Genomic DNA, 23787 nt, shown 5'->3' with positions numbered 1-23787 from the left:
CTCGCTCAGGTCGTCAGCACGGTCTCGGTGTGCTCGACCTCCGGCGGCGCGGCAAAATACTGGCCAACGAGGCCGCGCCATTCGGTGAAATTCTCGGAGCCGCGGAAATCGACGGTGTGATTTTCCAGCGTCGCCCACTTCACCATCAGCTGGTAGCGCTGCGGCTTCTCGATCGACTTGTGCAGCTCGAAGCCGTGAAAGCCCTTGGAGCGGCCGAAGGCGGCCTTGGCCTTGGCGACGGCGGCCTCGAAATCCTTCTCGCTGCCCGGCTTGACGTCGATTTGCGCGATCTCGGTGATCATCGGTTCCACCCTTTTTGTTGATGGCCGTGTCTACCGCAGACGGCGGCAAAGAAAAAGGCGCCGAAACGGCGCCCTGCCCGGCCAAAAAATGCAGGCCTGTCAGGCAAACAGCAGGGCCGTGCCAGCCACGATCAGCGCACAACCGACGAACAGCGCGAGCGGCCAATAGCTGCGGCCCTGCGTGTAGCGGCCCTGCGCACGGCGCTCGGTGATCAGCGCCGTCTCGTATTCATCCGCGGTCGAGAACAGGCAGGCGAAGCCGCCGCGTGCCGAAGCGGCTTGCGCTTCGAGCGACATCAGGGCGGCCTGCGGGTTCTGTCGACGGATCGATTCCATGACCGCAATGGTAGGGATCGATTGGTAAACAGCGGATTACCGCAGGGCCGCCCTCGAGCTCACGCCGTGACCGGACGCGCCTGCGGCGCACCGACCCGCGCCGCGCTCTGGCGGCGCCAGTTCTCCAGCGACAGCGGCAGCTCCTCCGCCGCCTCGACGCGGTTACGGCCGCCGCGCTTGGCCTGGTAGAGCGCGGTGTCGGCCGAGGCCAGCAGCACCTCGAGCTCGGTGCCGGCCGGACCGCCGGCGACACCGATGCTGACGGTGGTGTCGACCGGGCCTTCATCGACGACGACGCCAGAGGTCTCGAACGCCTCGCGCACGCGCTCGGCCACCAGCACGCCCTCCTCCAGCGAACACGGCAGGAGCGCGGCGAACTCCTCGCCGCCGATACGGCCCGAGAGGTCGGAGATGCGTAAGTTACTGACGACGACGGTCGAGAACAGTCTCAGCATCTCGTCGCCGGCGGGGTGGCCGAAGCGGTCGTTGATCGACTTGAAGTGGTCGATGTCGAAGATCATCACGGTGACGGGACGTCCGGCCTTGGCCTCGCGGTCGATCACGCGGCCGCAGGCTTCGGAGAAGCCGCGGCGGTTGAGCATGCCGGTCAGCGGGTCGGTCGACGCCGCGGTCCGGTGCGCTGTGACGGTGCGCTCCGACACCAGCATGAAGATCACGAAGACGGTGCCGACGGCGTAGAGCACGAGCTCGACCGCGAACACGGTGACCCAGATGCTGGAGGAGAAGCCGGCATCGTGCGGCCGCAGGAAGCTGCCGATCAGGATCGGCAGCATCAGCACGCAACCATGCATCACCGGCACGACGAAGGCAGGCCAGCGCCGTTGCAGGCTCTTGCGCCGCTCGACCCAGAGCTCGCTCGCCGTCACCGCCGCGTACACCGAGACGATGCCGGCGCCGATAATCATGCGCAGCATGGACGCAGTGGGATCGAGCAGCGTCACGGCGGCGACCCAGGCGAGCGCACCGAGCACGAGGCCGGGCCAGTTCGGCTTGCGGCCGTGGAACACGCGCGCCGCATTCCACACCATGCCGCAGGCCACGAAGCCGACGGCATTTAACGCCAGATAGAGATGCGGCCCCAGCCTCTCGCCGGCCGCCGTCCACAGTGCGACGGAGGCGGCACCGAGCAGATAGGCGGTGCCCCACCATTTCAGCGCAGGACTGTTCTCCTGCTTGCCGAAGAACACCATCATGGCGCCGAGCAGTGCGGCAACCATGGTGGCAACCAAATAGAGCGTGATGCTATCGAGCGACATCATGTCGGCCCCCTTGAAAACATAGCAGTTACGCGATCGGCACATCCGATTTGCGCGCCCTTCCGAATGCGACGCTATGTCCCGCGGGTTCCATTCAGGTTTTCACGCGTCCGCAAGTTTTCCGGAAACTCGTCGTCAATTTGCATACAAACGAACAATAAAAAGGGCGCTGAAAATCAGCGCCCTTTTGCATCTCATTGAAGCCGCTTTCGCGGCGAATGCGACCGAAGCGATTAACGCTTCGAGAACTGGAAGGACCGGCGGGCCTTGGCCTTGCCGTACTTCTTGCGCTCGACCACGCGCGAGTCGCGGGTGAGGAAGCCGCCCTTCTTGAGCACGGAGCGCAGCTCCGGCTCGAAATAGGTGAGCGCCTTGGAGATGCCGTGACGGACCGCGCCGGCCTGGCCGGACAGACCGCCGCCGGCGACGGTGCAGATCACGTCATACTGGCCCGAACGCTGGGCCACCGAGAACGGCTGCTCGATCATCATGCGCAGCACGGGACGGGCGAAATAGACCTCGACCTCGCGCGAGTTGACGGTGACCTTGCCGGCGCCCGGCTTGATCCACACGCGGGCGACCGCGTCCTTGCGCTTGCCGGTGGCATAGGCGCGGTTGAACTTGTCGACCTTCTTCTCGTGCTTGGGCGCCTCGGGCGCCGCCGCCGTCTTGAGCTGCGAGAGCTGGTCGAGCGACTGGATGGATTCGGCCATGTTATGCGGCCCTCGTGTTCTTGCGGTTCAACTTGGCGATATCGATCTTCTCGGGCTGCTGCGCCTCGTGCGGATGATCGGCACCGCCGTAGACACGGAGGTTGCCCATTTGCACGCGACCGAGCGGACCACGCGGGATCATGCGCTCGACGGCCTTCTCGAGCACGCGCTCGGGATGACGGCCCTCGAGGATCTGGCGCGCGGTGCGCTCCTTGACGTGGCCGACATAGCCGGTGTGCTTGTAGTAGGTCTTCTGCTCGCGCTTGCGACCGGTGAGGACCGCATGCTGCGCGTTGATGATGATGACGTTGTCGCCGCAATCAACGTGGGGGGTGTAGGTCGGGAGGTGCTTGCCGCGCAGGCGCATGGCAACGATGGTGGCGAGACGGCCGACGACCAGACCCTTGGCGTCGATCAGCACCCACTTCTTCGTCACCTCAGCCGGCTTTGCCGAAAAGGTTTTCATATCGGAGTTTCCGTGGACGGGAGATATCGGCGCGAACACCGCACCGGACTGGGCGGGTTTCTAGAGAAGTGGCGCGCAACGGTCAATGCCACAAGGTGGAAATTACACATACAAAATCAATAGTTTAGAAATATGGTGCCATATTACCTGCAAAAAGCTCAAACATTTGGAATGGAATAGGTCGAGGTGACATGGGCGATCGGATCGGGTGAGGTGCCGGATAGGAGGTTCACCTCCCCGACCGCCAGGCGCTTGCCGAGCTTGAGCAGCCGCGCCTCGGCGAGCACGTCCTGCCCGGGCTGGCCCTTGCGCAGGAAATTAATGTTGAGATTGGTGGTGACCGCGAGGCCGATCGGGCCGATCGCGGACAGCAGCACCACGTACATCGCGAAATCGGCCAGCGCCATCAGGGTCGGGCCTGACACGGTTCCACCCGGCCGCAGCATCCTTTCGCTGTAGCGCTGGCGCAGGAGGCAGGTCTGCCCGTCCGCGCTCTCGATCGTGATGTCGTCGCCACTGAAGGCCTGGGGAAACTCGTCACGGAGAAACTGCTCGACCTCCGCCACGCTCATTTTCGCCAACGCCATGCTGTTCCCCACCCTCGCTTCGGTCGCCCTGGTACATTAAGTTATCGGTGTCATCCAATTGCAATCATTCCACGGAAGTCGCGTCAATGTCCGTTCAGGCCGCCCGTGCCCCCTCCCCGCAACCGCAGATCCTGCTGCGGGAGACCGTCGGATCCATCGCGCTGCTGACGCTGAACCGCCCGACCGCGCGCAACAGCCTGTCGGCGGCGATGATCGCCGGCCTGCATGCAGAGCTTAATTCTATCCGCGACGACAAGGCGGTGCGCGGCGTCGTGATCGCCGCCAACGGGCCCGCCTTCTCCGCTGGCCACGACATGAAGGAGCTGACCGCGCGCCGCACTGACCCGGACCGCGGCCGCGCCTTCTTCGCCGAGATGATGAATGCCTGCAGCGCGATGATGCAGGCGGTCGTGCATCTGCCCAAGCCCGTGGTCGCTGCCGTCCAGGGCATTGCGACCGCGGCCGGCTGCCAACTCGTGGCCAGCTGCGATCTTGCGATCGCATCGGAGGATGCGAAGTTCGCGACGCCCGGCGTCGACATCGGCCTGTTCTGCTCGACGCCGATGGTGGCACTGTCGCGCAACGTGCCGCGCAAGCAGGCGATGGAGATGCTGCTGACGGGCGAGCCTATCACGGCCGACCGCGCCCGCGAGATCGGGCTCGTCAATCGCGTCGTGCCTGCCGGCACCGAACTCGGGGCCTCGATCGAGCTGGCACAACAGGTCGCGCTGAAATCCGCCTACACCGTCAAGCTCGGCAAGGAAGCGTTCTACCGCCAGGCCGAGATGAGCCTTGCGGACGCCTATCGCTATGCCGCAGAGGTGATGACCGAGAACATGATGGCGCGCGACGCCGAGGAAGGCATCGGCGCCTTCATCGAGAAGCGCACGCCGACATGGCGGGATGAGTGACCCCCGTCATTGCGAGCGAAGCGAAGCAATCCAGAATCTTTCCGCGGTAACAGTCTGGATTGCTTCGCTACGCTCGCAATGACAACAAGAAAAGATAAGTGATGAACCACGACGCCTATCCCGACAATTACATTCGCGGCATCCTCAACAGCGTGAAGTCGATCGCAATGGTCGGCGCCTCGCCGGTTAACGTGCGGCCGAGCTATTTCGCGTTCAAATATCTGGCGCAGCGCGGCTACGACATGATCCCGATCAATCCCGGCCATGTCGGCAAGGATCTGCTCGGAAAGCCGTTCGTCGCCTCGCTGTCGGACATCGGCCGTCCCGTCGACATGATCGACATTTTTCGCAACTCTAGCCACATCATGCCCGTCGTGGAAGAAGCGCTCACGCTCGACCCGCTGCCGAAGGTGATCTGGATGCAGCTTGGCGCGCGCGATGACGCCGCGGCGGCGAAAGCGGAATCGGTCGGTATCAAGGTGGTCATGAACCGCTGCCCCAAGATCGAATATGGCCGCCTGTCGTCCGAAATATCCTGGATGGGCGTGAATTCGCGCACGCTGAGCTCCAAGCGCGCGCCGGCACCGACGCAGGGCATGCGGCTATCCCTCAATCGGATGAGCGTCGGTGGCGGCGACACCGCAGCATCGGATCGCGCTGCGAAAAACAAGACCGAGCAAAGCTGACGCAATTGCGAAGATTTCGTTTCGCGAACGCGACAATGCGTAGCACGATCATTCCCAAATGATCCTGATGTGAAGCGGCGCCTTGACGGCGGACGCCCCGCCCATCAGCATGCCGCGCGATTTCAGACCAAGAGAACAGGACGCCTCAATGAGCGATCGCCTTCCGGGATTTTCAACCCTCGCCGTGCATGCCGGTGCACAGCCCGATCCGACCACCGGTGCGCGCGCGACTCCGATTTATCAAACGACATCATTTGTCTTCAATGACGCCGATCACGCCGCCTCGCTGTTCGGCCTGCAGGCGTTCGGCAACATCTACACCCGCATCGGCAACCCGACCAATGCCGTGCTGGAAGAGCGCGTTGCCGCGCTCGAAGGCGGTACGGCTGCGCTGGCCGTTGCTTCGGGCCACGCCGCGCAGGTCGTGATCCTGCAGCAATTGCTGCAGCCCGGCGACGAGTTCATCGCGGCGCGAAAACTCTATGGCGGCTCGATCAACCAGTTCACGCACGCGTTCAAGAGCTTTGGCTGGAACGTGGTGTGGGCCGATCCCGATGACATCACAAGCTTCGAGCGCGCGGTGACGCCGCGCACCAAGGCGATCTTCATCGAGTCCATCGCCAACCCTGCCGGCAGCATCACCGACATCGAGGCGATCTCGACGGTCGCGCGCAAGGCGGGCGTACCGCTGATCGTCGACAACACGCTGGCCTCGCCCTACCTCATTCGCCCGATCGACCACGGCGCCGACATCGTCGTGCACTCGCTGACGAAATTCTTGGGCGGCCACGGCAATTCGCTCGGCGGCATCATCGTCGATGCCGGCACTTTCGATTGGTCCACGGGCGGCAAATACCCGATGCTCTCCGAGCCGCGGCCGGAATATCACGGCATCCGTCTCCAGGAGACCTTCGGCAATTTCGCCTTCGCGATCGCCTGCCGCGTGCTCGGCCTGCGCGACCTCGGCCCTGCCCTGTCGCCGTTCAACGCCTTCATGATCTTGACCGGCATCGAGACGCTGCCGCTGCGCATGCAGAAGCACTGCGAAAACGCCAAGGCGGTCGCCGAATTCCTCGCCGGCCATCCGGCGGTGGCCTCGGTGAGCTATGCGGGCCTGCCGAGCGACAAATACAACCAGCTCGCGCGCAAATACGCGCCGAAGGGCGCGGGCGCGGTGTTCACCTTCAGCCTGAAGGGCGGCTATGACGCCGGCGTCAGCCTGGTGTCGAAGCTGCAGCTGTTCTCGCACCTCGCCAATGTCGGCGACACCCGCTCGCTGGTGATCCACCCGGCCTCGACCACCCACAGCCAGCTCGACGACGCGGCGAAGGTGAAGTCCGGCGCGGGCCCCGACGTGGTACGGCTCTCGATCGGCATCGAGGACAAGGAAGATCTGATCGCGGACCTGGAGCAGGCGCTGGCCGGGTAGTTTTCCGCGTCGTTCCGGGGCGGTGCGAAGCACCGAACCCGGAACCTCGATGTTGTCTGGCCATCTCTAGATTCCGGGTTCGGTCCTACCGGACCGCCCCGGAATGACGGTGGCTGTTTTGGCCGCCGCCGGTTAACAGTCATTAACCATATCTGCCGCATACATCGTCCTTGGATCGCCCCCTTGATTCGGAGCCGACGAATGCTGCGCTGGATGGTACCTGCCCTTGCGGCGATGCTGACGGTTTCAAGCGCGCTCGCCGCCGATCTGCCGGCGACGGCGAAGCGGCGCGTTGCCGTGCCGCCGCAGGACCCGCCACAGGTCTATGTCGAGACCGATCCGGATGCGCTGATCTCGCCGGCCTACGGCATCGGCAGCTACATCCGCAACCTGCCGGGCACGCCGCTCCTGCCCGGCTCCAACACCTTGCCGGGCTATTATGGCCGGCCCTGGAGCTACGATTATCAGGGCCCGTACTACGGCGGGAAGCAGGTCGATTATTTCTGGCGCCTGCCCTACGCCTGCGGCGTCTACGGCTATTGCTGATCAACCGGGCTGATGGTGATCAGCCGGGCTGGCTGACAGGAACCGCGCGCGGCTGCGCTTGCGCAGGTTGTCGCGAGGCCAGCCGCTCCACCTGCATCACCGCCAGCGTCAGCACCACGATCGCGACCGCCTGGTGCGAAAGTGCGAGATCGATCGGCACCTGATTGAGCAGCGTAAGGATCCCGAGCACCGCCTGAAGGCTGACCGCCGCGAACAGCCACAGCGCGCCGCCGGCCGCTGCGCCCGCGCGCGAGCGCACCGCATCGAACGCATGCAGCGCCGCCAGCAGGAACAGCGCGTAGGCCGTCATGCGATGCTCGAATTGCACGGTCAGCACATTGTCGAACATGTTGCGCCACCACGGCGTCTCGAACCACAGCCGCTCGGCCGAGGGAATGAACGCGCCGTCAATTTGCGGCCAGGTGTTGTAGGCGCGGCCGGCACGCAGGCCCGCGACCAGCGCACCGAAATAGATCTGCACGAAGGTCACCACGAGCAGCAGCGCGCTGGTGACGCGCAGCCGCGCCGGCGCGGCGATCTGCGGCCGCTCCTTGAGCCGCCGCACCGTCCAGACGATGCCGGCGAAGATCAGCAGCGCCAGCAACAGATGCGTCGCCAGCCGATATTGCGACACTTCCACACGCTCCGTCAGGCCCGAGGCCACCATCCACCAGCCGACCGCGCCCTGGAGCCCGCCGAGCGCGAACAGCAGCCACAACCTGCGCTTCAGCTCGCCCGACAAGCCGCCGCGCCACAGGAAGAACAGGAACGGCAGCAGATAGGCGACGCCGATGAAGCGGCCGAGCAGCCGGTGGCTCCACTCCCACCAGAAGATCTCCTTGAACTCGGACAGGCTCATGCCTGAATTGAGCTCGCGATATTGCGGGATCTTCTTGTAGGCCTCGAACGCCTCGGTCCACTGCGTCTCCGAGAGCGGCGGAACGCTGCCCGTGACCGGCTTCCATTCGACGATCGACAGGCCGGATTCCGTCAGCCGCGTCGCCCCGCCGACCAGCACCATCAGCGCGATCAGCGCGGCCACGGAGATCAGCCACCAGCGCACGGCGCGGTGCGGCTCGGACGGGGTGGAAATCATCGTCATTTCAAGGACAAAACCAAGCCTGTGCCTAAGAGACTTGAACCGGACTGCGTGCCCCTTATAGTCCCCCGCTCCCGCAGCGCAAGTTACGCGAAAGCCGCAAGTCTCCGCCATGACGATCCGCACCCGCAAGTTCCTCGGCGCCATCCTGCTCCTGGTGCTGGCCACCGTCTGGGCCCTGCTCGGCATGGCGGCGGCGCAGATGCCGTGGATCGCCGAGTCCGGCTGGCGACAGGCGATCTACTACGTCGTGGTCGGCATGGGCTGGGTGCTGCCGGCGATGCCGATCGTGAGCTGGATGCAGCGGCCCGATCGCGTCAAGTCTGGCCCGTAGTGCTGCCGGTCGGTCTCACCGGCGCAAAGGCGACACCTGACACCAGAACACGCAGCATGCGCAGCGAGCGGACGCGCCCGTCCCATGAAATCCGCGGCAGCGCCCGCAGATTGGTGCGCCCCTCCGCCTCCACGATGCCCGGGATCGTCGAGACCGCGCTGGCAAAGCCCGCCTCCTCCGCCATCACAACGTGGTTGCGCCGGAACGAAGCGCGGTCGCCGAACGGAAACGCCAGATGCCGGATGTCGCGATCGAACGCGGATTCCGCCACGACCTTGCCCATCGTCATCTCGCGCAGCGCGGCCGCATCTTTCATGTTGGCGAGAACGGGATAGTTCACGGTCGCGCTGCCGATCGTGACCCGCGGGTCGGCAGCGAGCTTCGCGAGATCCTCCCAATCCATCGACGCTTCGCGCGAGAGCGCGGCGAGGTCAATCCGGTAGCGCGTGCAGAGATCGGCGATCGCAGCCGACAGATCTGGCGGGGGCAGCGAGCGCAGCCAGCTCTCCAGATACGAGAACAGCGCCTGCTTCTCGGCGTTGCCTGTGACGGTGAAGCGCTGCTCCTTCTCGCCCATCATCAAGCTGATGCGGCTCTCGCGCGCGATCACCTGCTCCAGCCCGAGCCACCAGGCTTCGCCGACGCCGTCGGGAAACGCGGTGGGCACGTAGATCGTGAAAGGCACGGCGTGGCGTTCCAGGACCGGATAGGCGAAGGTGATGAGATCCTTGGGCGCGCCGTCGAAGGTCAGCGCCACGAAGCGCCGCTTCTCCGGCAGCGTCACCGCGCGCCGGCAGACCTCGTCCATGCCGAGAAAATCGTAACCCCACCGCTTCAGCGCCCGGATGGCGCGGTCGAGGAATTGCGGCGTGATCTCGTGCGCGCGCAGCGGCTGAAATCCGCCGCGGCGCCGCGGCCGCACATGGGCGAGGCGCAGGATGGCGCCGGCCCCGCGACTGCGTAGCAGAGCCTGGCCGGTGAGCCAGGTCAGCTCGAGGCGCAGCCGTTCCAGCCATCTGTCGTCGGATGCCAATATCCCACCTTCGCGCTCGCCGGCGGCCCGTTCCCTCGCCTATCCTCATTACTCTTTGTTGACATTTGTTTGCAAAGGTCGGCCACAGGCCGAATTACGCATTTTTTCGTTTTCTCGACAGGTTTCGCGAATGACCATGGCTGCGGCGATGCAAAGCCGGACGGCAGAAGCGCCAGCACGGTCGAAAGCGAGCCGTATCGCGCATGTCGACATCCTCGGTGACCTCGGCGAGGCCGAGGCGGTCTGGCGCGCCTTCGAGGAGCCCGGCCATCTCTTCACGCCCTATCAGCGCTTCGACCTGCTCGGCCCCTGGCAGCGGCAGGTCGGCGCTCACGAAGGCGCCCGTCCCTTCATCGTCATCGCCCGCGACGCCGATCGCCGGCCGCTTCTGCTGCTGCCGCTCTCGCTGCGCCAGGGCCACGGCGTGCGCACGGCCGGCTTCATGGGCGGCAAGCACACGACCTTCAACATGGGCCTGTGGAACGGCGAATTCGCGGCACAGGCCGCGGCCGCCGATCTCGACGCGCTGCTTGCGCCGCTCGGCGCGCATGTCGACGTGCTCGCGCTGACGCAGCAGCCGCTGCGCTGGAACGATCAGCAGAACCCGTTTGCAGCCCTGCCGCGACAGAGCGCGATCAACGGCTGTCCGCTGCTGACGATGGAGCCGGGCGGCCCGCCCGCATCGCGGATCAGCAACTCCTTCCGCCGCCGCCTCAAGAGCAAGGAGAAGAAGCTCCAGACGCTCGCCGGCTACCGCTATCACCTCGCCACGACGGACGCGGACGTCACCCGCCTGCTGGACTGGTTCTTTCGCGTCAAGCCGGCGCGGATGGCCGAGCAGAAACTCCCGAACGTCTTCGCCGAGCCGGGCGTCGAAGAGTTCGTCCGCAGCGCGTGCCTGTCGCCGCGCGGTGAAGGCCGCGTCATCGACATCCACGCGCTCGAATGCGACGAGGAGGTGATCGCGATCTTCGCCGGCGTCGCCGACGGCCAGCGCTTCTCGATGATGTTCAACACCTACACGATGTCGGAGCACGCCCGCTACAGCCCGGGCCTGATCCTGATGCGCTACATCATCGACCGCTACGGCGAGCGCGGCTACCGCTCGCTCGACCTCGGCATCGGTTCGGACGAGTACAAGCGGATGTTCTGCAAGAGTGACGAGGACATCTTCGACAGCTTCGTACCCCTGACCTCGCGCGGAAAACTCGCGGCGATGGCGATGTCATCGCTCAGCCACGGCAAGCGGCTGGTGAAGCAGAACCAGGTGCTGTTCGATTTGGCCCGACGCTTGCGGCAGGCGTTCGGATAGACTTCGCAGTATCGTAGGGTGGGCAAAGCGAAGCGTGCCCACCACTTGTCGTGTTGGAGCGATGGTGGGCACGGCGCAAGTGCGCCTTTGCCCACCCTACGATTCCGAACTCGTGGAGAGAGACCCCTCGCCCGTCTCGCGCAATGAGAGAGGGCCTACGCCGCCACCACGCGCGGTGTCTCCACGGCATCCGACGGCTGCACCGGCCGGTTCAGCATCGTCACCTCGCTGAAGCCGACGGCCTTCAGCTGCTCGCACATCAGCGTGCGCGCATCCGCTGCCATCGAGGCGTCGGGCACCACGACGGCGCGGGCGCTGGTCGTCAGCAGCTCCGCCGGAAGGTCGGAAGCACCGCCGGCATCAAGCAGCACATGATCGTAGGCACGGAGCAGCGCGTCGATCGCAAGGCCCACGCGCGGCGATTGCAGCAGGCTGCGGTCGAAGCCGGCACGGCCGGCCAGGACCAGATGCAGGCGCGAGAGCTTGTCGCGGGTGATGACCTGGGCAAATGAGGCCTCGCCCTGCATCAGCTCGGCAAGGCCGGGCGCGGAGGCGTCGACCGACACCGCGGCGATGGTCGGCGAGGACGCAGCGAGATCGACCACGACGACGCGCGCCTCGCGCGCCAGATGCCGGGCCAGCGTCAGCGCCGATAGCGTCACGGCTTCGCCGGACGCGGTGCCGAGCACCGTGACCTTCTTCGCCGCCGGGCCGGCTGCACGCAGACTGTCGGCGAGCTGCTCGATCTCGGCGAACTCGGCGACACCGGCACCGGCCGTCATCTCCGGCTGAAGCGGCGCCGGCTCCGCCATCACCGGCTCAATGACCGATTCGACGAAGGGCTCTACCACCGGCCGGACCAATGGCTCCTGGCGAACCGCCGCCTGCGTTCGCGACGCCGCCGGCGTGAACGCAGCCGCCGCACGCGGTGCGGTCTGGCGCAGCAGCTCGCCGGTGACGACGACGCCCGACGAGAGCAGCAGCGTTGCGATCGTCGCAATCAACACGATCGGCAGCTTCTTCGGATAGGCCGGCGTGTTCGAGACGATGGCGCGCGAGATGATGCGGCCATCGGTCGGCGCGGTGTCGATGGTCTCGCGGGTGTTGGCCTCGCGGTACTTGGCGAGATAAGTTTCCAGCAGGTCGCGCTGCGCCTTGGCTTCGCGCTCGAGCGCGCGCAGTTGCACGTCCTGCCCGTTGGTCGAGGTCGCCTGCTTCTTGAGCTGCTCGAGGCTCGCGGTCAGGCCGTCGACCCGGCTGCTGGCAATGCGCGCATCGTTTTCGAGCGAGCGGGAGATCTTCGCCGCCTCATCCCGGATCTGGTTGTCGAGGTCGCCGAGCTGCGCCTTCAGCTCCTTGATGCGCGGGTGGTTGCCGAGCAGCGTGGACGATTGTTCGGCGAGCTGCGCCCGCAACGTCACCCGCTGCTCCGACAATCGCCGCATCAGCTCGGAGTTCACCACTTCGGATGCCTCGATTGGCTTGCCGCTCTGGAGCATCTCCTTGATCAGCCGCGCCTTGGATTCCGCATCTGCCTTCATCGAGCGCGCATTGTTGAGCTGGGTGTTGACCTCGCCCATCTGCTGGTTCGACAGCGTGGTGTTGTTGGTGCCGACGAACAGGCTCGACTTGGACCGGAAGTCCTCGGCCTTGGCCTCGGCATCGGAGACCTTCTTGCGCAAATTGTCGATCTCGCCGGCCAGCCACTGGCTTGCGTTCTTGGCCTGGTCCTGGCGCGCACTCTGCTGCAGCACGAGATAACCTTCGGCGATCGAGTTGGCGACGCGCGCGGCAAGCTCCGGATCGGCGGACTGGAATTCGACCACGATGACGCGCGACTTGTCGACGGCGTAGGCCTGGAGCCGCTCGTAATAGGCATCCAGCACGCGCTCTTCCGGCGTCATCGAGAACGGATCGCGGCCGATGCCGACCAGCGCCGCGAGCGACTTCAGCGGCGAAATGCCCTGCAGCACCGGATCGAATTCGGGGCGTTCGGCCAGCTTGTTCTTCTTGATGATCTCGCGCGCGAGATCGCGCGACAGCACGAGCTGCACCTGGCTGGTGACGGCCTCGGCGTCGAGCGCCTGCCGCTCCTCGGTGCGGTCGCTGTTCGGGCGCAGGAACACGTTCTCGCGGCCGTCGATCAGGATGCGCGATTCCGACTTGTAGCGCGGCGTGACCAGGTTGACGGCGGCGATCGACGCGACGAGGGCCAGCACCGTGGGCACGATGATCCAGCCGCGCTTGCGCGCCAGTGCCGCTCCGAGCGCGTGCAGATCGATGTCACCGGATTCGACTGCCGCCTGCTTCGCGATGACCGGCGCCGGCTTTGCATCAACCTTGGCGGCTTCGGCCTTGGGCGCGGTTTCGGCCACTTTGGTTTCGGTCACCTTGGCTTCGGCTTTGGACTTCGAAACAGCCCGCTCGATCACCGCCTTGTCCTTGCCGGCACGCCAGAACGCTAAACGCATCGAACACTCCCGCAGGGGCAACGCCACCAAGCTACCTCAACCGCAGCGATTACACTCCATTAAGGTTGCCGCTGGGTTAATCGCGGTATCCCGCGCCTCGTGCCCGCGCGCTCCTCACCGTTTGTTAACCACGAAGGCTCTTAATCCATCTCGATATTTCCTGGAGTTGTTCTCTACTCGCCGTCGAGCGCTGGTTTTGATCATGCCCCCCTCACCTGACCAGCCGCTTCGAATCCTGCACGCCGTGCGCGCTCCGGTCGGCGGCATCTTTCGCCACATCCTCGACGTTGCCAACGGCCAGGTCGATCGCGGCCATCATGTCGGGATCCTCGCCGACAGCCTCACCGGCGGCGAGCGTGCCGACAAGGCGCTGGCCGAACTGGCGCCGCGGCTGAAGCTCGGCGTGTATCGCATGGCGATCCGCCGCGAGCCGTCGCCCGATGATTTCATGGTGTGGATGCGGATGCGGCGCCTGATCGCGAAGCTCAAGCCCGACGTCATGCACGGCCACGGCGCCAAGGCCGGCGCCTTCATCCGCATGCGGCGGCGCACCGACGACACCATCCGCATCTACACCCCGCACGGCGGCTCGCTGCACTATCCGCTCAACACTTTGAAGGGCGAGTTCTACGCGCGGCTCGAACGCTCGTTGATGGGCGCGACCGACCTGTTCCTGTTCGAGAGCGCCTTTGCCCGCGACACCTATCAGCGCATCGTCGGAACGCCCAAGGGCGTGGTGCATTGCGTCTTCAATGGCGTGACGCCGGAGGAATTCGAACCTGTCATCACCGCCGAGGATGCGACCGATCTCTGCTATGTCGGCGAGTTCAGGCACATCAAGGGCGCAGACCTGCTGGTTGATGCCGTGGCACGGCTGCGCGAAGGCGGCAAGAACGTCACGCTCACCCTCGGCGGCGACGGTGAGGAGACGGCGGCGCTGAAGGCCCAGGTCGAGAAGCTCGGCCTCGCGAGCACCATCCGCTTCATCGGCCACGTCAAGGTGCGCTACGGCTTCTCCAAGGGCCGGCTGCTGGTCGTTCCCTCGCGCGGCGATTCCATGCCCTATGTGGTGATCGAGGCGGGAGCGGCCGGCATTCCCATGATCGCCTCGAAGATCGGCGGCATCCCCGAAATCTTCGGCACCGACAGCCCCGCTTTGTTCGCGCCCAGCAATCCCGAGGCCATGGCCGAGGCGATCGCTGCGGCGCTGGACGATCCGCAAGCGACCGCGCAACGCGCGACGACCTTGCGCGAGCGGATCTCCGCGCATTTCTCCCAGCAGGCCATGGTCGACGGCGTGCTCGCGGGCTACCGCGACGCATTTGCCAATCATTAACCATCCTTAAGGCCGCTTTAGAAAATCTTCCGATTTGTTCGGTAATCGAGTGCCAGGGGATGCTTGCCCGGGGCCGCAAAGTCGCGACCTAAGGGTGCTTGGAATGGACGTGGACGCCCGTGGAACCGCTCAACGCACGCTCGATGCTCGATGCCGCGGCCAGCGCCGCGGCAAGGCCCGCTGATCAGCCCTTTGTGGAGCGCCGCCGCCGGCTCTCGCCCGCCGCGCTCGAGGTCGTCAACCAGAAGGTCGCCCGCGCCTATTCGCCGATCGTGATCACCGGCTTCGTCCGCCTCATTGACTTCGCGCTGCTGAGCTTCGTCGGCATCGCGGTCTATGTCGGCTATGTCATGCCGCTCGCCGGCGGCTTCAGCTGGGTCTATCCTGCGGAGATCGTAGCCGTCGCGGTCGCGGCCGTGGTCTGCTTCCAGGCTGCCGACATCTACCAGGTGCAGCTGTTCCGCGGACAGCTCCGGCAGATGACGCGGATGATCTCGTCCTGGTCGTTCGTCTTCCTGCTGTTCATCGGCGTCTCCTTCTTTGCCAAGTTCGGCAGCGAGATGTCGCGGCTGTGGCTCGCCGCCTTCTACTTCCTCGGGCTCGCCGCGCTGATCGCGGAGCGTCTGGTGCTGCGCTCGCTGGTGCGCGCCTGGGCGCGTGAGGGCCGGCTCGACCGCCGCACCATCATCGTCGGCTCCGACCGCAACGGCGAGCAGCTGGTCGAGGCGCTGAAGGCGCAGGACGATTCCGACATCCACGTGCTCGGCGTGTTCGACGACCGCAATGACAGCCGCGCGCTCGACACCTGCGCCGGCGCGCGCAAGCTCGGCAAGGTCGACGACATCGTCGAGTTTGCCCGCCGTACCCGCGTCGATCTCGTGCTGTTCGCGCTGCCGATCTCTGCGGAGACGCGCATCCTGGAGATGCTGAAGAAGCTCTGGGTGCTGCCGGTCGACATCCGCCTCTCCGCGCACACCAACAAGCTGCGTTTCCGTCCCCGCTCCTATTCCTATCTCGGCGAGGTGCCGACGCTCGACGTGTTCGAGGCGCCGATCACCGACTGGGACCTGGTGATGAAATGGCTGTTCGACCGTGTCGTCGGCGGCATCGCACTGCTCGCGGCGCTGCCGATCATGGGACTGGTCGCGCTGGCCGTGAAGCTCGACAGCCCGGGTCCGGTGCTGTTCCGCCAGAAGCGGTTCGGCTTCAACAACGAGCGCATCGACGTCTACAAGTTCCGCTCGATGTACCACCACCAGGCCGACCCGACGGCGTCGAAGGTGGTGACCAAGAACGATCCGCGCGTCACCCGCGTCGGCCGCTTCATCCGCAAGACCAGCCTGGACGAGCTGCCGCAGCTCTTCAACGTGGTGTTCTCCGGCAATCTCTCTCTGGTCGGCCCGCGCCCGCATGCGGTGCAGGGCAAGCTCCAGAGCCGCCTGTTCGACGAAGCCGTCGACGGCTATTTCGCCCGCCATCGCGTCAAGCCCGGCATCTCCGGCTGGGCCCAGATCAATGGCTGGCGCGGCGAGATCGACAATGAAGAGAAGATCCAGAAGCGCGTCGAGTTCGACCTCTACTACATCGAGAACTGGTCGGTGCTGTTCGACCTCGTCATTCTCCTGAAGACGCCGATCTCGCTGCTGACCAAGAACGAGAACGCGTATTGAGTTTTGTCGTGCCCGAGCCCCAACTGTCATCGCCCGGCCCGACCGGGCGATCCAGTAATCACCGGCAGTGGGAACTGCCACGAACGGCTCGGAGTACTGGAGGCCCCGCCCCCCGTGCGCAATTGCGCACTAGGCGGGGCATGACGGCGGAAGTTGTGGCGTAGCAGTTGCGTAAGCGTATGAGCGTGTGATGGCGTATGCGGCGACAGCCGGTGGAGTGAAATTGGCCGCACCGGCTGCGCCCGGCGTGCTGGCGCTCCAGCGCGCGCTGGTGTGGCTGGTCGGCGCCTCCGGCGCCATCGTCTTCATCGAGCCGAGCCCCTACGAGATCGCGACGCTGCTCGCCACCGTCACCTTCTTCGCCACCGGCCTGCGCCTGCGGCTGGCGCTGATGCCGCTGGTGCTGATGCTGGTCCTGCTCAATGTCGGCTACACCATCAGCGCGATCCCGCTGTTCGAGCAGCCCGAGGTGGTGAGCTGGATCGCGACGTCCTGGTACATGGCGGTGACCGTGGTGTTCTTCGCCATGGTCACGTCCGAGGACACCGCGGCCCGGCTCGACATGCTGCGCCGCGGCCTCGTGGTCGGCGCGATGATCGCCTCACTCCTGGCGGTCGCCGGCTACTTTCACCTCGTTCCCGGTGGCGACGACCTCCTCACGCTCTACGGCCGCGCGCGCGGCACGTTCAAGGACCCGAACGTGCTCGGCGCCTTCCTGATCCTGCCGGCGCTGTTCGCGCTCCAGAGCGTGGTCTCCGACAAGCTGGCTAAGGCCTTCCGCAACGTCATCGCCTTCGGCATCATGTCGCTGGCGATCCTGCTTGCGTTCTCGCGCGCCGCCTGGGGTGGCCTCGTGCTGACCTCCGCCTTCATGCTGGCGCTGATGGTGCTGACCAGCCGCACCAACGCGCAGCGCTCGCGCATCGTCATCATGGCGATCGTCGCCGCGGTGCTGGGCCTCGCGCTGATCGCGGTGCTGCTGTCGTTCGATTCCACCGCCGAGATGTTCAAGCAGCGCGCGAGCTTCGATCAGAGCTATGACGAAGGCCGCTTCGGCCGGTTCGGCCGTCACATCCTGGGTGCGGAGATGGCGCTCGACCTGCCGTTCGGCATCGGCCCGCTGCAATTCCACCGCTACTTCCCCGAGGACACCCACAACTCCTACCTCAACGCCTTCATGTCCGGCGGCTGGCTCTCCGGCGTCTGCTATCCCGCGCTGGTCTTCACCACCGTCACCATGGGCTTCAGGCACGTCTTCGTCCGCGTGCCCTGGCAGCGCGCTTATCTTGCCATCTTCTCCGCCTTCGTCGGCACCGTCGGCGAAAGCTTCGTGATCGACACCGACCACTGGCGCCACTTCTGGATGATGCTCGGCGCGATGTGGGGCATGATCGCCGCCGCGCAAATCTACAAGGCTAGCGAAGCTTCTTCAGCTTGAGATCAGGACGCTTCTCCGGCGGCGTTTCGAGAAGACTCTTCAGCGCTTCGGTCGCCGCGAGCACGCCCCTGTAACCCTCATTGGCGAAGCGCAGCAGCAGGCGCAGCTCCTCGTCCGAATAGGCGCCGAACACCTTCTCCATCGCCTGCTGCATCGGCACGTAGAACTGGCCGATCTTCATGGCTGCCTCCGGCACGACGGCGATGAAGACCTTGCGGCGGTCCTTCTCGTCCCGCTCGCGGCGCACGAGGCCAGCCTTCTCGAGCCGGTCGATCACGCCGGTGATCGCGCCCGTCGTCAGGCCGGTGACCTCGGCGAGCCGGCCCGCGGTGACGCGGCCCTCGAGATAGAGGATGTCCATGCATTCGAGGTCGGAGTTGGCAATTCCGGCAACGTTCGCAACGGTTTGGCCATAGAGCACGCCCTGCGCGGAGGACCTGCGCATCGCCGCCTCGAGCTCCTGCAACAGCGCAGTTCGCGCCTTCGTCCTTGACAAGGTCGGCCTCTTATCTTACTCGACATATATCTTAGTCACTAAGAGATTTAGCGACCGTAATTTCTCCTAGCACCACGGAAACGTCGGGAGCAAGCCATGTCCTATCGTCCCCGCAAGGCCCTCATCATCGGTGCCGGCATCGCCGGGCCCGTCGCCGCGATCCTGCTCCGCCGCGCCGGCATCGAGTCCGCGATCTACGAGGCGTGGCCCTACTCGAAGGGCATCGGCGGCGGCCTCCAGATCGCGCCGAACGGCATGCATGTGATGGACGAGATCGGGCTCGCAAACGAGCTGATCAGCCGCGGCTCGGTCGCGGAAGCCTTCGACTTCTATTCGCAGGGCGGCGAGAAGCTCGGCTCGATCAACCGCGACATGGCGCGGCGCTTCGGCCAGCCGGCCGTCAACATCTCCCGCGCGGCGCTGAACGAGATCCTCATCGACAAGGCCTGGTGCGCCTGCGTCTCGCTCTATTTCGAGAAGCGCCTGATCAAGATCGAGGATCGCGGCGATCAGCCGATCATCGCCTATTTCGCCGACGGGACCACCGCCGAAGGCGATTTCCTGATCGGCGCCGACGGCGTGCACTCGGTCGTGCGCCGCCAGGTCGTGCCTGATGGGCCGCAGCCGTTCGACACCGGCCTGATCGGCTTCGGTGGCTTCGTGCCGCATGCCGTCCTCGACGGCAGGCCGATCGGCCGGCATGTCGAGACGACATTCGGCCAGAGCGGCTTCTTCGGCTACGGCCATTGCAGCCCGGATCCGAACGACGGCGTGATGTGGTGGAGCACGCAGCCCGCGCACGGCATGGACGCGGCGATGTTCCGCGCGCTCGACCACGCGACGCTGAAGCAGCATCTGCGCGGCTTCCACCGCGGCTGGCACGATCCGATCCCTGATATCATCGAAGCGGCCGAGAACATCGTCGTCACCGACACGCTCGACGTCGCAACCCTGCCGACCTGGTCGCGCAAGCGCTCGCTGCTGATCGGCGATGCCGCGCATGCGACCAGCCCTCACGCCGGCCAGGGCGCCTCGCTCGCGCTGGAGGACGCGATGCGGCTCGCCCGCCTGATGCAGGAGGGCCAGGAGCTCGGCGCCACCTTCCAGGCCTTCGAGGCCGAACGCCGCCCGCGCACCGAGAAGATCGTCGCGATGGCCCGCCGCAACGGCAACAGCAAGCGCGAGTTCAGCGCCACCGGCGCGTGGATGCGCAATCAGATGCTGAAATGGCTGCTGCCGCTGGGCTCGAGGAGCATGGAGTTCATGTACGCGTATGATGCGCGGGCGGCGTAGCGGCACGAGCGGTGCCGTAGGGTGGGCAAAGCGCAGCGTGCCCACCACTGAGAGATGGTGGGCACGGCGCGCTGCGCCTTTGCCCACCCTACGATACCGAGCTAGCTCTCGACAGCAAACGTCAGCCCCGCATTGTCCTGCAGCCGCTTGATCAGCTTGTGCTGCATCGCTGCGCCCGGCGTCCAGAAGCCGGCGGGAACTTCGCTCGCATCACGCAGCAGGCAGATCGCGCATTCGGAGATCATCTTCGAGGTTGAGCCGTAGCCGGGATCGCGATCGCCGGTGACGCCGGCGCGGACCATGCGGCCGTCGGGCGCGATCGCGACATAGAGCAGATTGAAGAGACCGTTCTCGCGCTCCTCCTTCGACGGCCCCTCGCCCGGCTTCGGCGCATTCGGCCCGGTCTTCTCGGCGTTGGCCGCCATCACGCGCTTCGCGTTGGCCTCGCCCTTCTCGCCCGGACCGGTCAAAACCATCTCGTCGTAGACGAAGTCCTGGCCGTAGGGAAAGCCCATCAGCATGTTGGAGCGATGGACGTTGCGCGTGTTGATCAGCGCCATCATGAACGGCGCGGCCCAGGATTGCAGATCCTCCTCGAAGACCGCCCTGTTGCCCTTGGGCTGCTTCGGGCCGGTGAAGCCGGGCGTCAGCGCGAAGTGGTCGTTGAGGATGGCGACGAGGCTGAGGTCCTTGGCGACGGCGTCGAAGGTCGCTTTCGCACTCGCCGCGGTGCCGCCTGACAGCGTGCCGCGCATGTCGCGCACGCGGCCCTTCACGCGGGCCGCCGGCGCGCCGAAGACACGCTTTGCTTCCTCCTGCACGAAGAACGTGCCGAGCTCGAACGGCACGGAATCATAACCGCAGGAGAACACGATGCGCGCGCCGCTTGCCTTGGCCGCCGCACCGTACTTGTCGATCATCTGCCGCATCCAGACCGGCTCGCCGCAGAGATCGAAATAATCCGCGCCCGCCGCGACGCAGGCAGCTAACAGGCCCTCGCCGTAGAATTGATACGGACCGACCGTCGTGATCACCGACCTGGTCTGCGCGACCATCGCCTTCAGCGAGGCCGCGTCCGACGCATCGGCCACGATCAGCGGCGTGTCGGCGGGCGCGCCGATCGCGTCGCGCACCGCTTTCAGCTTGTCGAGGCTGCGGCCCGCCATCGCCCATTTGAGCGCCTTGTCGTCCTTGTAATGCGCCGCCAGATATTCGGCGACGAGCTGGCCGGTGAAACCGGTCGCGCCGTAGACGACGATGTCGAATTTCGCAGAGCTCATGACTGGGCCTTTACTTCTTCGCGTAGCTCACGCCCATGCCGGCACGGACGTCGCTTTGAATACCATAGGGCGGGATCGGATAGCGCAGGCCGTTCTTCGCCAGCGCTTTCATGCCCTCGATTGCCTTGGCGAGATGCGCTGGCTTGAGCGCCATCAGCATCTCCTCGTCCGGCACGCCGCCATAGCGCCGTTCGGCATAGCATGGCAAGGACAGGCTGGGCTCCCCGGTCTTGAGCGCCCGCCCCCAGGAATCCGCGCAGGCGGTCTCGCCGACCACGCCCCACTCGAATTTCCTGTAGCCGGTATATTGCAGCCCGTTGATCAGGATGATCATTTGCCCCGGCGTCGCGTAGACGAGGCAGATGTCGGGCGGATCGAGCCGGCCGCTTGCGAGCGGGCTGACCGCGAGCGCCTGATAGCGTCCGAACGGAACCACGTCCAGCGCCTCCTGGCGCTTGCGTGCGTCCTCCGCGGTGCCGTGCCAGACCCCGACATAGTTCTCGCCGGCGAGCCATTTGTCGTCCTGGGGGCTAAGCCCGATCACCGCGCGGCACTGGCTGCCTACCAGGTCGTCGGCGGTGATGCCGACGGTCCAGCCCAGCCGCGCGGCCATGCTGACGATCTGGTCGGTGGTGTGGATCGCGTTCGGCCGGCGGATCTTCGGGATCGCTTCCATCTCCGCTGCTTGAGCGAACAGCTTCATGCCGATCTCCGTCGTCTTCAGCCGCAACAGGCTGTTGAGATCGGCAACGAGGCCGGCAAGATCGATCCTCTCCGCACTCTGCTGCTGCATCGCGTCCTCCCGGCCGGCGGTCGCGCGCCGGTGCTGTGTTCTTGTTGTGCGACCTCGTTCTAGTCCCTGCCCGGCCCCGGTAGCAACTCGCCGGTCCGGCCCAGGATGCGGTACGTCAGAAGACCGATCCATTCGCGCATGGCGACATCGGTCCTGCCGAGCCCCTCCTTGCCGATATGGGTGAACGCGAAGAGATCGTCACGCCCGCCCATCCGCCAGTCCACTGGATAGGCCTCGACGTCGAATCCGGCCTTGTGAAAGATCCCCATCGCGCGCGGCATGTGAAAGGCCGAGGTCACCAGCAGCCAGCGCTCGCCCGGCTTCGGCGACACCAACTGCTTGGTGAAGACCGCATTCTCCCAGGTGTTGCGTGAGTCCCGTTCGACGATCAGGCGTTCCTTCGGGATACCGAGGCTTTCCAGGATCGGCGCGGAGTAGTCGGCCTCTTTCGCATCGGTGGAGACCAGGTTCGCCGAGCCTCCGGTGAAGACGATGCGCGCATTCGGATAGCGGCGCGCGAGCTCGGCCGGTGCCAGCATGCGATCGGCCGCGGAGGCGACCACCGGCGTGCGATGCGCCGCCGACAGATCGGTGTCGACGGAGCCGCCGAGCACGATGATGCCGTCGGGCGCGCCCCGCGACGGGTCCCACTTCGGAAAGCGCGACTCCAGCGGATAAAGCAGGAGATTGCCGAGCGGCGAGAACGCAGCCAGCGCCAGCAGGACCAGCGTGGTCACCGCAAGCTTGCGGCCGAGCGCGGCAAAGCGCGTCAGCATCAGCACCAGCGACAGGATGCCGAGCTCGACCAGGAGATTGATCGGCAGCAGCGCCGTGCCGATTGTCTTGGACAGGACGAAATACAGGGGAGCCTCGCTCGAATGATCGTGCCATGCGCGGGCTTGACCGGCCCACCCATGATCGGAAATCTTCTTGAAAGAGGATCGCTCGCCGGGTCAAGCCCGGGCGTGACAAGCAAACCGAATGGACGGCCGCAAATGACCCATCACCACCTGCATTCCAGCCCCGAGACCTGTCATTGGGGCTTCTTCGAAGCCAAGCTCAAGCCTGTCCTCACTATCAAGAGCGGCGACGAGGTGACGGTCGACACCATCAGCGGCGGCCCGGACATGCTGCCCGACCGCGACAAGTTTCACATTCCGCCCGAGATGCACGAGGTTCACGCGCGGTCCGAGCGCATGCTGCCCGGCCACATCCTCACCGGACCGATCGCGGTCGAGGGTGCCGAGCCCGGCGACGTGCTCGCGGTCGAGATCCTCGACGTCCAGCTCCGGCAGGATTGGGGCTGGAACATGATCAAGCCGTTGTCCGGCACCCTGCCCGACGATTTCCACGAGACGCGCATCCTCAACATCCCGCTCGACCGGTCGCGCATGGTCGGCCGCATGCCGTGGGGCCTCGATCTGCCGCTGAAGCCCTTCTTCGGCGTGATGGGGGTCTCGCCGCCACCTAGCTGGGGCCGCATCTCCTCGCTGGTCCCGCGCGCCATGGGCGGCAATCTCGACAACAAGGAGCTCGGTGCCGGTGCGACGCTCTATCTGCCGGTGTTCGTCCCCGGCGCGATGTTCTCCTGCGGCGACGGCCATGGCGTGCAGGGCGACGGCGAGGTCTGCGTCACCGCGATCGAGACCGCACTGCAAGGCCGCTTCCGCCTGACGCTGCGCAAGGACCTCAGGCTCGACTATCCCCGTGCCGAAACGGCGACGCACTACATGACCATGGCGATGGACCCCGACCTCGACCAGTGCGCCGTGCGCGCGCTGCGCGACATGATCGCCCTGCTCGGCGAAACGCGAAACCTGTCGCGCGAGGACGCCTACACCCTGTGCAGCCTGGCGGCCGATCTGCGGGTGACCCAGACCGTCAACGGCTCCAAAGGCATCCATTGCATGATCGAAAAGGCCATCGTGCACGGCTGAGCCGGCCCGCACCTCCTGCCCTGTAGACGCGACCACGCCGCG

Annotated in this window: 24 protein-coding genes; 11 read left to right on the top strand and 13 right to left on the bottom strand. The window is 65.7% G+C overall.

The features are described from left to right. Positions 1 to 5 precede the first annotated feature (5 nt). The 6 genes from N2603_RS20590 to N2603_RS20565 form a co-directional block, all read right to left on the bottom strand. Positions 6 to 302, bottom strand: coding sequence for an antibiotic biosynthesis monooxygenase family protein (locus N2603_RS20590; RefSeq protein WP_260390176.1), 297 nt, complete (start codon positions 300 to 302; stop codon positions 6 to 8). Between the two features lie 99 nt (positions 303 to 401). Then, a complete protein-coding gene (locus N2603_RS20585; RefSeq protein WP_018642437.1) occupies positions 402 to 638 on the bottom strand; it encodes a hypothetical protein in 237 nt (78 codons plus the stop codon). Between the two features lie 59 nt (positions 639 to 697). Further along, a complete protein-coding gene (locus N2603_RS20580) occupies positions 698 to 1918 on the bottom strand; it encodes a GGDEF domain-containing protein (RefSeq protein WP_018642438.1) in 1221 nt (406 codons plus the stop codon). 230 nt (positions 1919 to 2148) lie between these two features. Continuing rightward, positions 2149 to 2628 (bottom strand): 30S ribosomal protein S9, encoded by a 480-nt coding sequence (gene rpsI / locus N2603_RS20575; RefSeq protein WP_018642439.1) that lies wholly within the window; start codon positions 2626 to 2628, stop codon positions 2149 to 2151. A gap of 1 nt (position 2629) precedes the next feature. Further along, on the bottom strand, positions 2630 to 3094 hold the full coding sequence (gene rplM / locus N2603_RS20570) for a 50S ribosomal protein L13 (protein ID WP_018642440.1): 465 nt from the start codon (positions 3092 to 3094) through the stop codon (positions 2630 to 2632). A 158-nt stretch (positions 3095 to 3252) separates the two neighbouring features. Next, on the bottom strand, positions 3253 to 3681 hold the full coding sequence (locus N2603_RS20565) for a PaaI family thioesterase (protein WP_018642441.1): 429 nt from the start codon (positions 3679 to 3681) through the stop codon (positions 3253 to 3255). A gap of 86 nt (positions 3682 to 3767) precedes the next feature. Here N2603_RS20565 and N2603_RS20560 point away from each other — a divergent pair, with 86 nt between their 5' ends. The 4 genes from N2603_RS20560 (at position 3768) to N2603_RS20545 (ending at position 7253) form a co-directional block, all read left to right on the top strand. Continuing rightward, the gene (locus tag N2603_RS20560) at positions 3768 to 4592 is read left to right on the top strand and encodes an enoyl-CoA hydratase (protein ID WP_260390175.1); all 825 of its coding nucleotides are present in this window, start codon (positions 3768 to 3770) and stop codon (positions 4590 to 4592) included. Between the two features lie 101 nt (positions 4593 to 4693). After that, a complete protein-coding gene (locus tag N2603_RS20555) occupies positions 4694 to 5278 on the top strand; it encodes a CoA-binding protein (RefSeq protein ID WP_018642443.1) in 585 nt (194 codons plus the stop codon). A 148-nt stretch (positions 5279 to 5426) separates the two neighbouring features. Continuing rightward, a complete protein-coding gene (locus N2603_RS20550) occupies positions 5427 to 6707 on the top strand; it encodes an O-acetylhomoserine aminocarboxypropyltransferase (RefSeq protein WP_260390174.1) in 1281 nt (426 codons plus the stop codon). Positions 6708 to 6908: 201 nt separating this feature from the next. Continuing rightward, a complete protein-coding gene (locus tag N2603_RS20545) occupies positions 6909 to 7253 on the top strand; it encodes a hypothetical protein (RefSeq protein WP_260390173.1) in 345 nt (114 codons plus the stop codon). 19 nt (positions 7254 to 7272) lie between these two features. Here the strand turns inward: N2603_RS20545 and N2603_RS20540 are convergent, their stop codons facing one another. Beyond that, complete coding sequence (locus N2603_RS20540) at positions 7273 to 8355, bottom strand: COX15/CtaA family protein (RefSeq protein ID WP_260390172.1); 1083 nt, start codon at positions 8353 to 8355, stop codon at positions 7273 to 7275. Between the two features lie 109 nt (positions 8356 to 8464). Here N2603_RS20540 and N2603_RS20535 point away from each other — a divergent pair, with 109 nt between their 5' ends. After that, on the top strand, positions 8465 to 8686 hold the full coding sequence (locus tag N2603_RS20535) for a DUF2842 domain-containing protein (RefSeq protein ID WP_018642447.1): 222 nt from the start codon (positions 8465 to 8467) through the stop codon (positions 8684 to 8686). Here the strand turns inward: N2603_RS20535 and N2603_RS20530 are convergent. Continuing rightward, positions 8670 to 9719, bottom strand: coding sequence for a polysaccharide deacetylase family protein (locus N2603_RS20530; protein ID WP_260390171.1), 1050 nt, complete (start codon positions 9717 to 9719; stop codon positions 8670 to 8672). The genes N2603_RS20535 and N2603_RS20530 overlap by 17 nt on opposite strands. A 130-nt stretch (positions 9720 to 9849) precedes the next feature. On the opposite strand from N2603_RS20530, the gene N2603_RS20525 reads away from it, so the two are divergent. Next, the gene (locus tag N2603_RS20525; RefSeq protein WP_260390170.1) at positions 9850 to 11031 is read left to right on the top strand and encodes a GNAT family N-acetyltransferase; all 1182 of its coding nucleotides are present in this window, start codon (positions 9850 to 9852) and stop codon (positions 11029 to 11031) included. 155 nt (positions 11032 to 11186) lie between these two features. Here N2603_RS20525 and N2603_RS20520 read toward each other — a convergent pair whose 3' ends face one another. After that, positions 11187 to 13502: a GumC family protein gene (locus N2603_RS20520; protein ID WP_260390169.1), complete on the bottom strand. Its 2316-nt coding sequence runs from the start codon at positions 13500 to 13502 to the stop codon at positions 11187 to 11189. A 202-nt stretch (positions 13503 to 13704) separates the two neighbouring features. Here N2603_RS20520 and N2603_RS20515 point away from each other — a divergent pair, with 202 nt between their 5' ends. The 3 genes from N2603_RS20515 to N2603_RS20505 all read left to right on the top strand — a co-directional run bounded on the left by N2603_RS20515 (position 13705) and on the right by N2603_RS20505 (position 17946). Beyond that, positions 13705 to 14838 (top strand): glycosyltransferase family 4 protein, encoded by a 1134-nt coding sequence (locus N2603_RS20515; protein ID WP_260390168.1) that lies wholly within the window; start codon positions 13705 to 13707, stop codon positions 14836 to 14838. Positions 14839 to 14957: 119 nt separating this feature from the next. Beyond that, positions 14958 to 16508, top strand: a complete 1551-nt coding sequence (locus N2603_RS20510) for an undecaprenyl-phosphate glucose phosphotransferase (RefSeq protein ID WP_260390167.1) — start codon at positions 14958 to 14960, stop codon at positions 16506 to 16508. A gap of 190 nt (positions 16509 to 16698) precedes the next feature. After that, positions 16699 to 17946: an O-antigen ligase family protein gene (locus N2603_RS20505; protein ID WP_260390166.1), complete on the top strand. Its 1248-nt coding sequence runs from the start codon at positions 16699 to 16701 to the stop codon at positions 17944 to 17946. Here N2603_RS20505 and N2603_RS20500 read toward each other — a convergent pair. Beyond that, positions 17924 to 18391, bottom strand: a complete 468-nt coding sequence (locus tag N2603_RS20500) for a MarR family transcriptional regulator (protein WP_260424224.1) — start codon at positions 18389 to 18391, stop codon at positions 17924 to 17926. The genes N2603_RS20505 and N2603_RS20500 overlap by 23 nt on opposite strands. 147 nt (positions 18392 to 18538) lie before the next feature. On the opposite strand from N2603_RS20500, the gene N2603_RS20495 reads away from it, so the two are divergent. Then, positions 18539 to 19735: an FAD-dependent monooxygenase gene (locus N2603_RS20495; protein WP_260390165.1), complete on the top strand. Its 1197-nt coding sequence runs from the start codon at positions 18539 to 18541 to the stop codon at positions 19733 to 19735. Positions 19736 to 19836: 101 nt separating this feature from the next. Here N2603_RS20495 and N2603_RS20490 read toward each other — a convergent pair whose 3' ends face one another. The 3 genes from N2603_RS20490 to N2603_RS20480 are packed head-to-tail and all read right to left on the bottom strand — an operon-like array spanning position 19837 to position 22584. Next, positions 19837 to 21015 (bottom strand): saccharopine dehydrogenase family protein, encoded by a 1179-nt coding sequence (locus N2603_RS20490; RefSeq protein ID WP_260390164.1) that lies wholly within the window; start codon positions 21013 to 21015, stop codon positions 19837 to 19839. A 10-nt stretch (positions 21016 to 21025) separates the two neighbouring features. Further along, positions 21026 to 21808 carry a DUF169 domain-containing protein gene (locus N2603_RS20485; protein ID WP_260390163.1) on the bottom strand — a complete coding sequence of 261 codons (783 nt, stop codon included), beginning with the start codon at positions 21806 to 21808 and terminating at the stop codon, positions 21026 to 21028. Between the two features lie 59 nt (positions 21809 to 21867). Continuing rightward, positions 21868 to 22584 carry a YdcF family protein gene (locus tag N2603_RS20480; protein WP_260390162.1) on the bottom strand — a complete coding sequence of 239 codons (717 nt, stop codon included), beginning with the start codon at positions 22582 to 22584 and terminating at the stop codon, positions 21868 to 21870. A gap of 219 nt (positions 22585 to 22803) precedes the next feature. Here N2603_RS20480 and N2603_RS20475 point away from each other — a divergent pair, with 219 nt between their 5' ends. Then, positions 22804 to 23745 carry an acetamidase/formamidase family protein gene (locus N2603_RS20475; protein WP_260390161.1) on the top strand — a complete coding sequence of 314 codons (942 nt, stop codon included), beginning with the start codon at positions 22804 to 22806 and terminating at the stop codon, positions 23743 to 23745. Positions 23746 to 23787 lie beyond the last annotated feature (42 nt).

The sequence above is a fragment of the Bradyrhizobium huanghuaihaiense genome (assembly GCF_025200885.1).
In the GTDB taxonomy this organism is placed as follows: domain Bacteria; phylum Pseudomonadota; class Alphaproteobacteria; order Rhizobiales; family Xanthobacteraceae; genus Bradyrhizobium; species Bradyrhizobium huanghuaihaiense.
Note: the sequence above shows the minus strand (reverse complement) of the source record. Positions and strands in the feature narration are given on the sequence as shown.

Bases quoted from the DNA above. Each gene is read 5' to 3' on its own strand.
- N2603_RS20475 (WP_260390161.1), top strand. From the start codon at position 22,804: ATGACCCATCACCACCTGCATTCCAGCCCCGAGACCTGTCATTGGGGC.
- rplM (WP_018642440.1), bottom strand. From the start codon at position 3,094: ATGAAAACCTTTTCGGCAAAGCCGGCTGAGGTGACGAAGAAGTGGGTG.
- N2603_RS20515 (WP_260390168.1), top strand. From the start codon at position 13,705: ATGCCCCCCTCACCTGACCAGCCGCTTCGAATCCTGCACGCCGTGCGC.
- N2603_RS20590 (WP_260390176.1), bottom strand. From the start codon at position 302: ATGATCACCGAGATCGCGCAAATCGACGTCAAGCCGGGCAGCGAGAAG.
- N2603_RS20550 (WP_260390174.1), top strand. From the start codon at position 5,427: ATGAGCGATCGCCTTCCGGGATTTTCAACCCTCGCCGTGCATGCCGGT.
- N2603_RS20495 (WP_260390165.1), top strand. From the start codon at position 18,539: ATGTCCTATCGTCCCCGCAAGGCCCTCATCATCGGTGCCGGCATCGCC.
- N2603_RS20540 (WP_260390172.1), bottom strand. From the start codon at position 8,355: ATGACGATGATTTCCACCCCGTCCGAGCCGCACCGCGCCGTGCGCTGG.
- rpsI (WP_018642439.1), bottom strand. From the start codon at position 2,628: ATGGCCGAATCCATCCAGTCGCTCGACCAGCTCTCGCAGCTCAAGACG.
- N2603_RS20560 (WP_260390175.1), top strand. From the start codon at position 3,768: ATGTCCGTTCAGGCCGCCCGTGCCCCCTCCCCGCAACCGCAGATCCTG.
- N2603_RS20545 (WP_260390173.1), top strand. From the start codon at position 6,909: ATGCTGCGCTGGATGGTACCTGCCCTTGCGGCGATGCTGACGGTTTCA.
- N2603_RS20480 (WP_260390162.1), bottom strand. From the start codon at position 22,584: ATGCTGACGCGCTTTGCCGCGCTCGGCCGCAAGCTTGCGGTGACCACG.
- N2603_RS20535 (WP_018642447.1), top strand. From the start codon at position 8,465: ATGACGATCCGCACCCGCAAGTTCCTCGGCGCCATCCTGCTCCTGGTG.
- N2603_RS20485 (WP_260390163.1), bottom strand. From the start codon at position 21,808: ATGCAGCAGCAGAGTGCGGAGAGGATCGATCTTGCCGGCCTCGTTGCC.
- N2603_RS20520 (WP_260390169.1), bottom strand. From the start codon at position 13,502: ATGCGTTTAGCGTTCTGGCGTGCCGGCAAGGACAAGGCGGTGATCGAG.
- N2603_RS20565 (WP_018642441.1), bottom strand. From the start codon at position 3,681: ATGGCGTTGGCGAAAATGAGCGTGGCGGAGGTCGAGCAGTTTCTCCGT.
- N2603_RS20580 (WP_018642438.1), bottom strand. From the start codon at position 1,918: ATGATGTCGCTCGATAGCATCACGCTCTATTTGGTTGCCACCATGGTT.
- N2603_RS20505 (WP_260390166.1), top strand. From the start codon at position 16,699: ATGGCGTATGCGGCGACAGCCGGTGGAGTGAAATTGGCCGCACCGGCT.
- N2603_RS20525 (WP_260390170.1), top strand. From the start codon at position 9,850: ATGACCATGGCTGCGGCGATGCAAAGCCGGACGGCAGAAGCGCCAGCA.
- N2603_RS20555 (WP_018642443.1), top strand. From the start codon at position 4,694: ATGAACCACGACGCCTATCCCGACAATTACATTCGCGGCATCCTCAAC.
- N2603_RS20585 (WP_018642437.1), bottom strand. From the start codon at position 638: ATGGAATCGATCCGTCGACAGAACCCGCAGGCCGCCCTGATGTCGCTC.
- N2603_RS20500 (WP_260424224.1), bottom strand. From the start codon at position 18,391: ATGCGCAGGTCCTCCGCGCAGGGCGTGCTCTATGGCCAAACCGTTGCG.
- N2603_RS20490 (WP_260390164.1), bottom strand. From the start codon at position 21,015: ATGAGCTCTGCGAAATTCGACATCGTCGTCTACGGCGCGACCGGTTTC.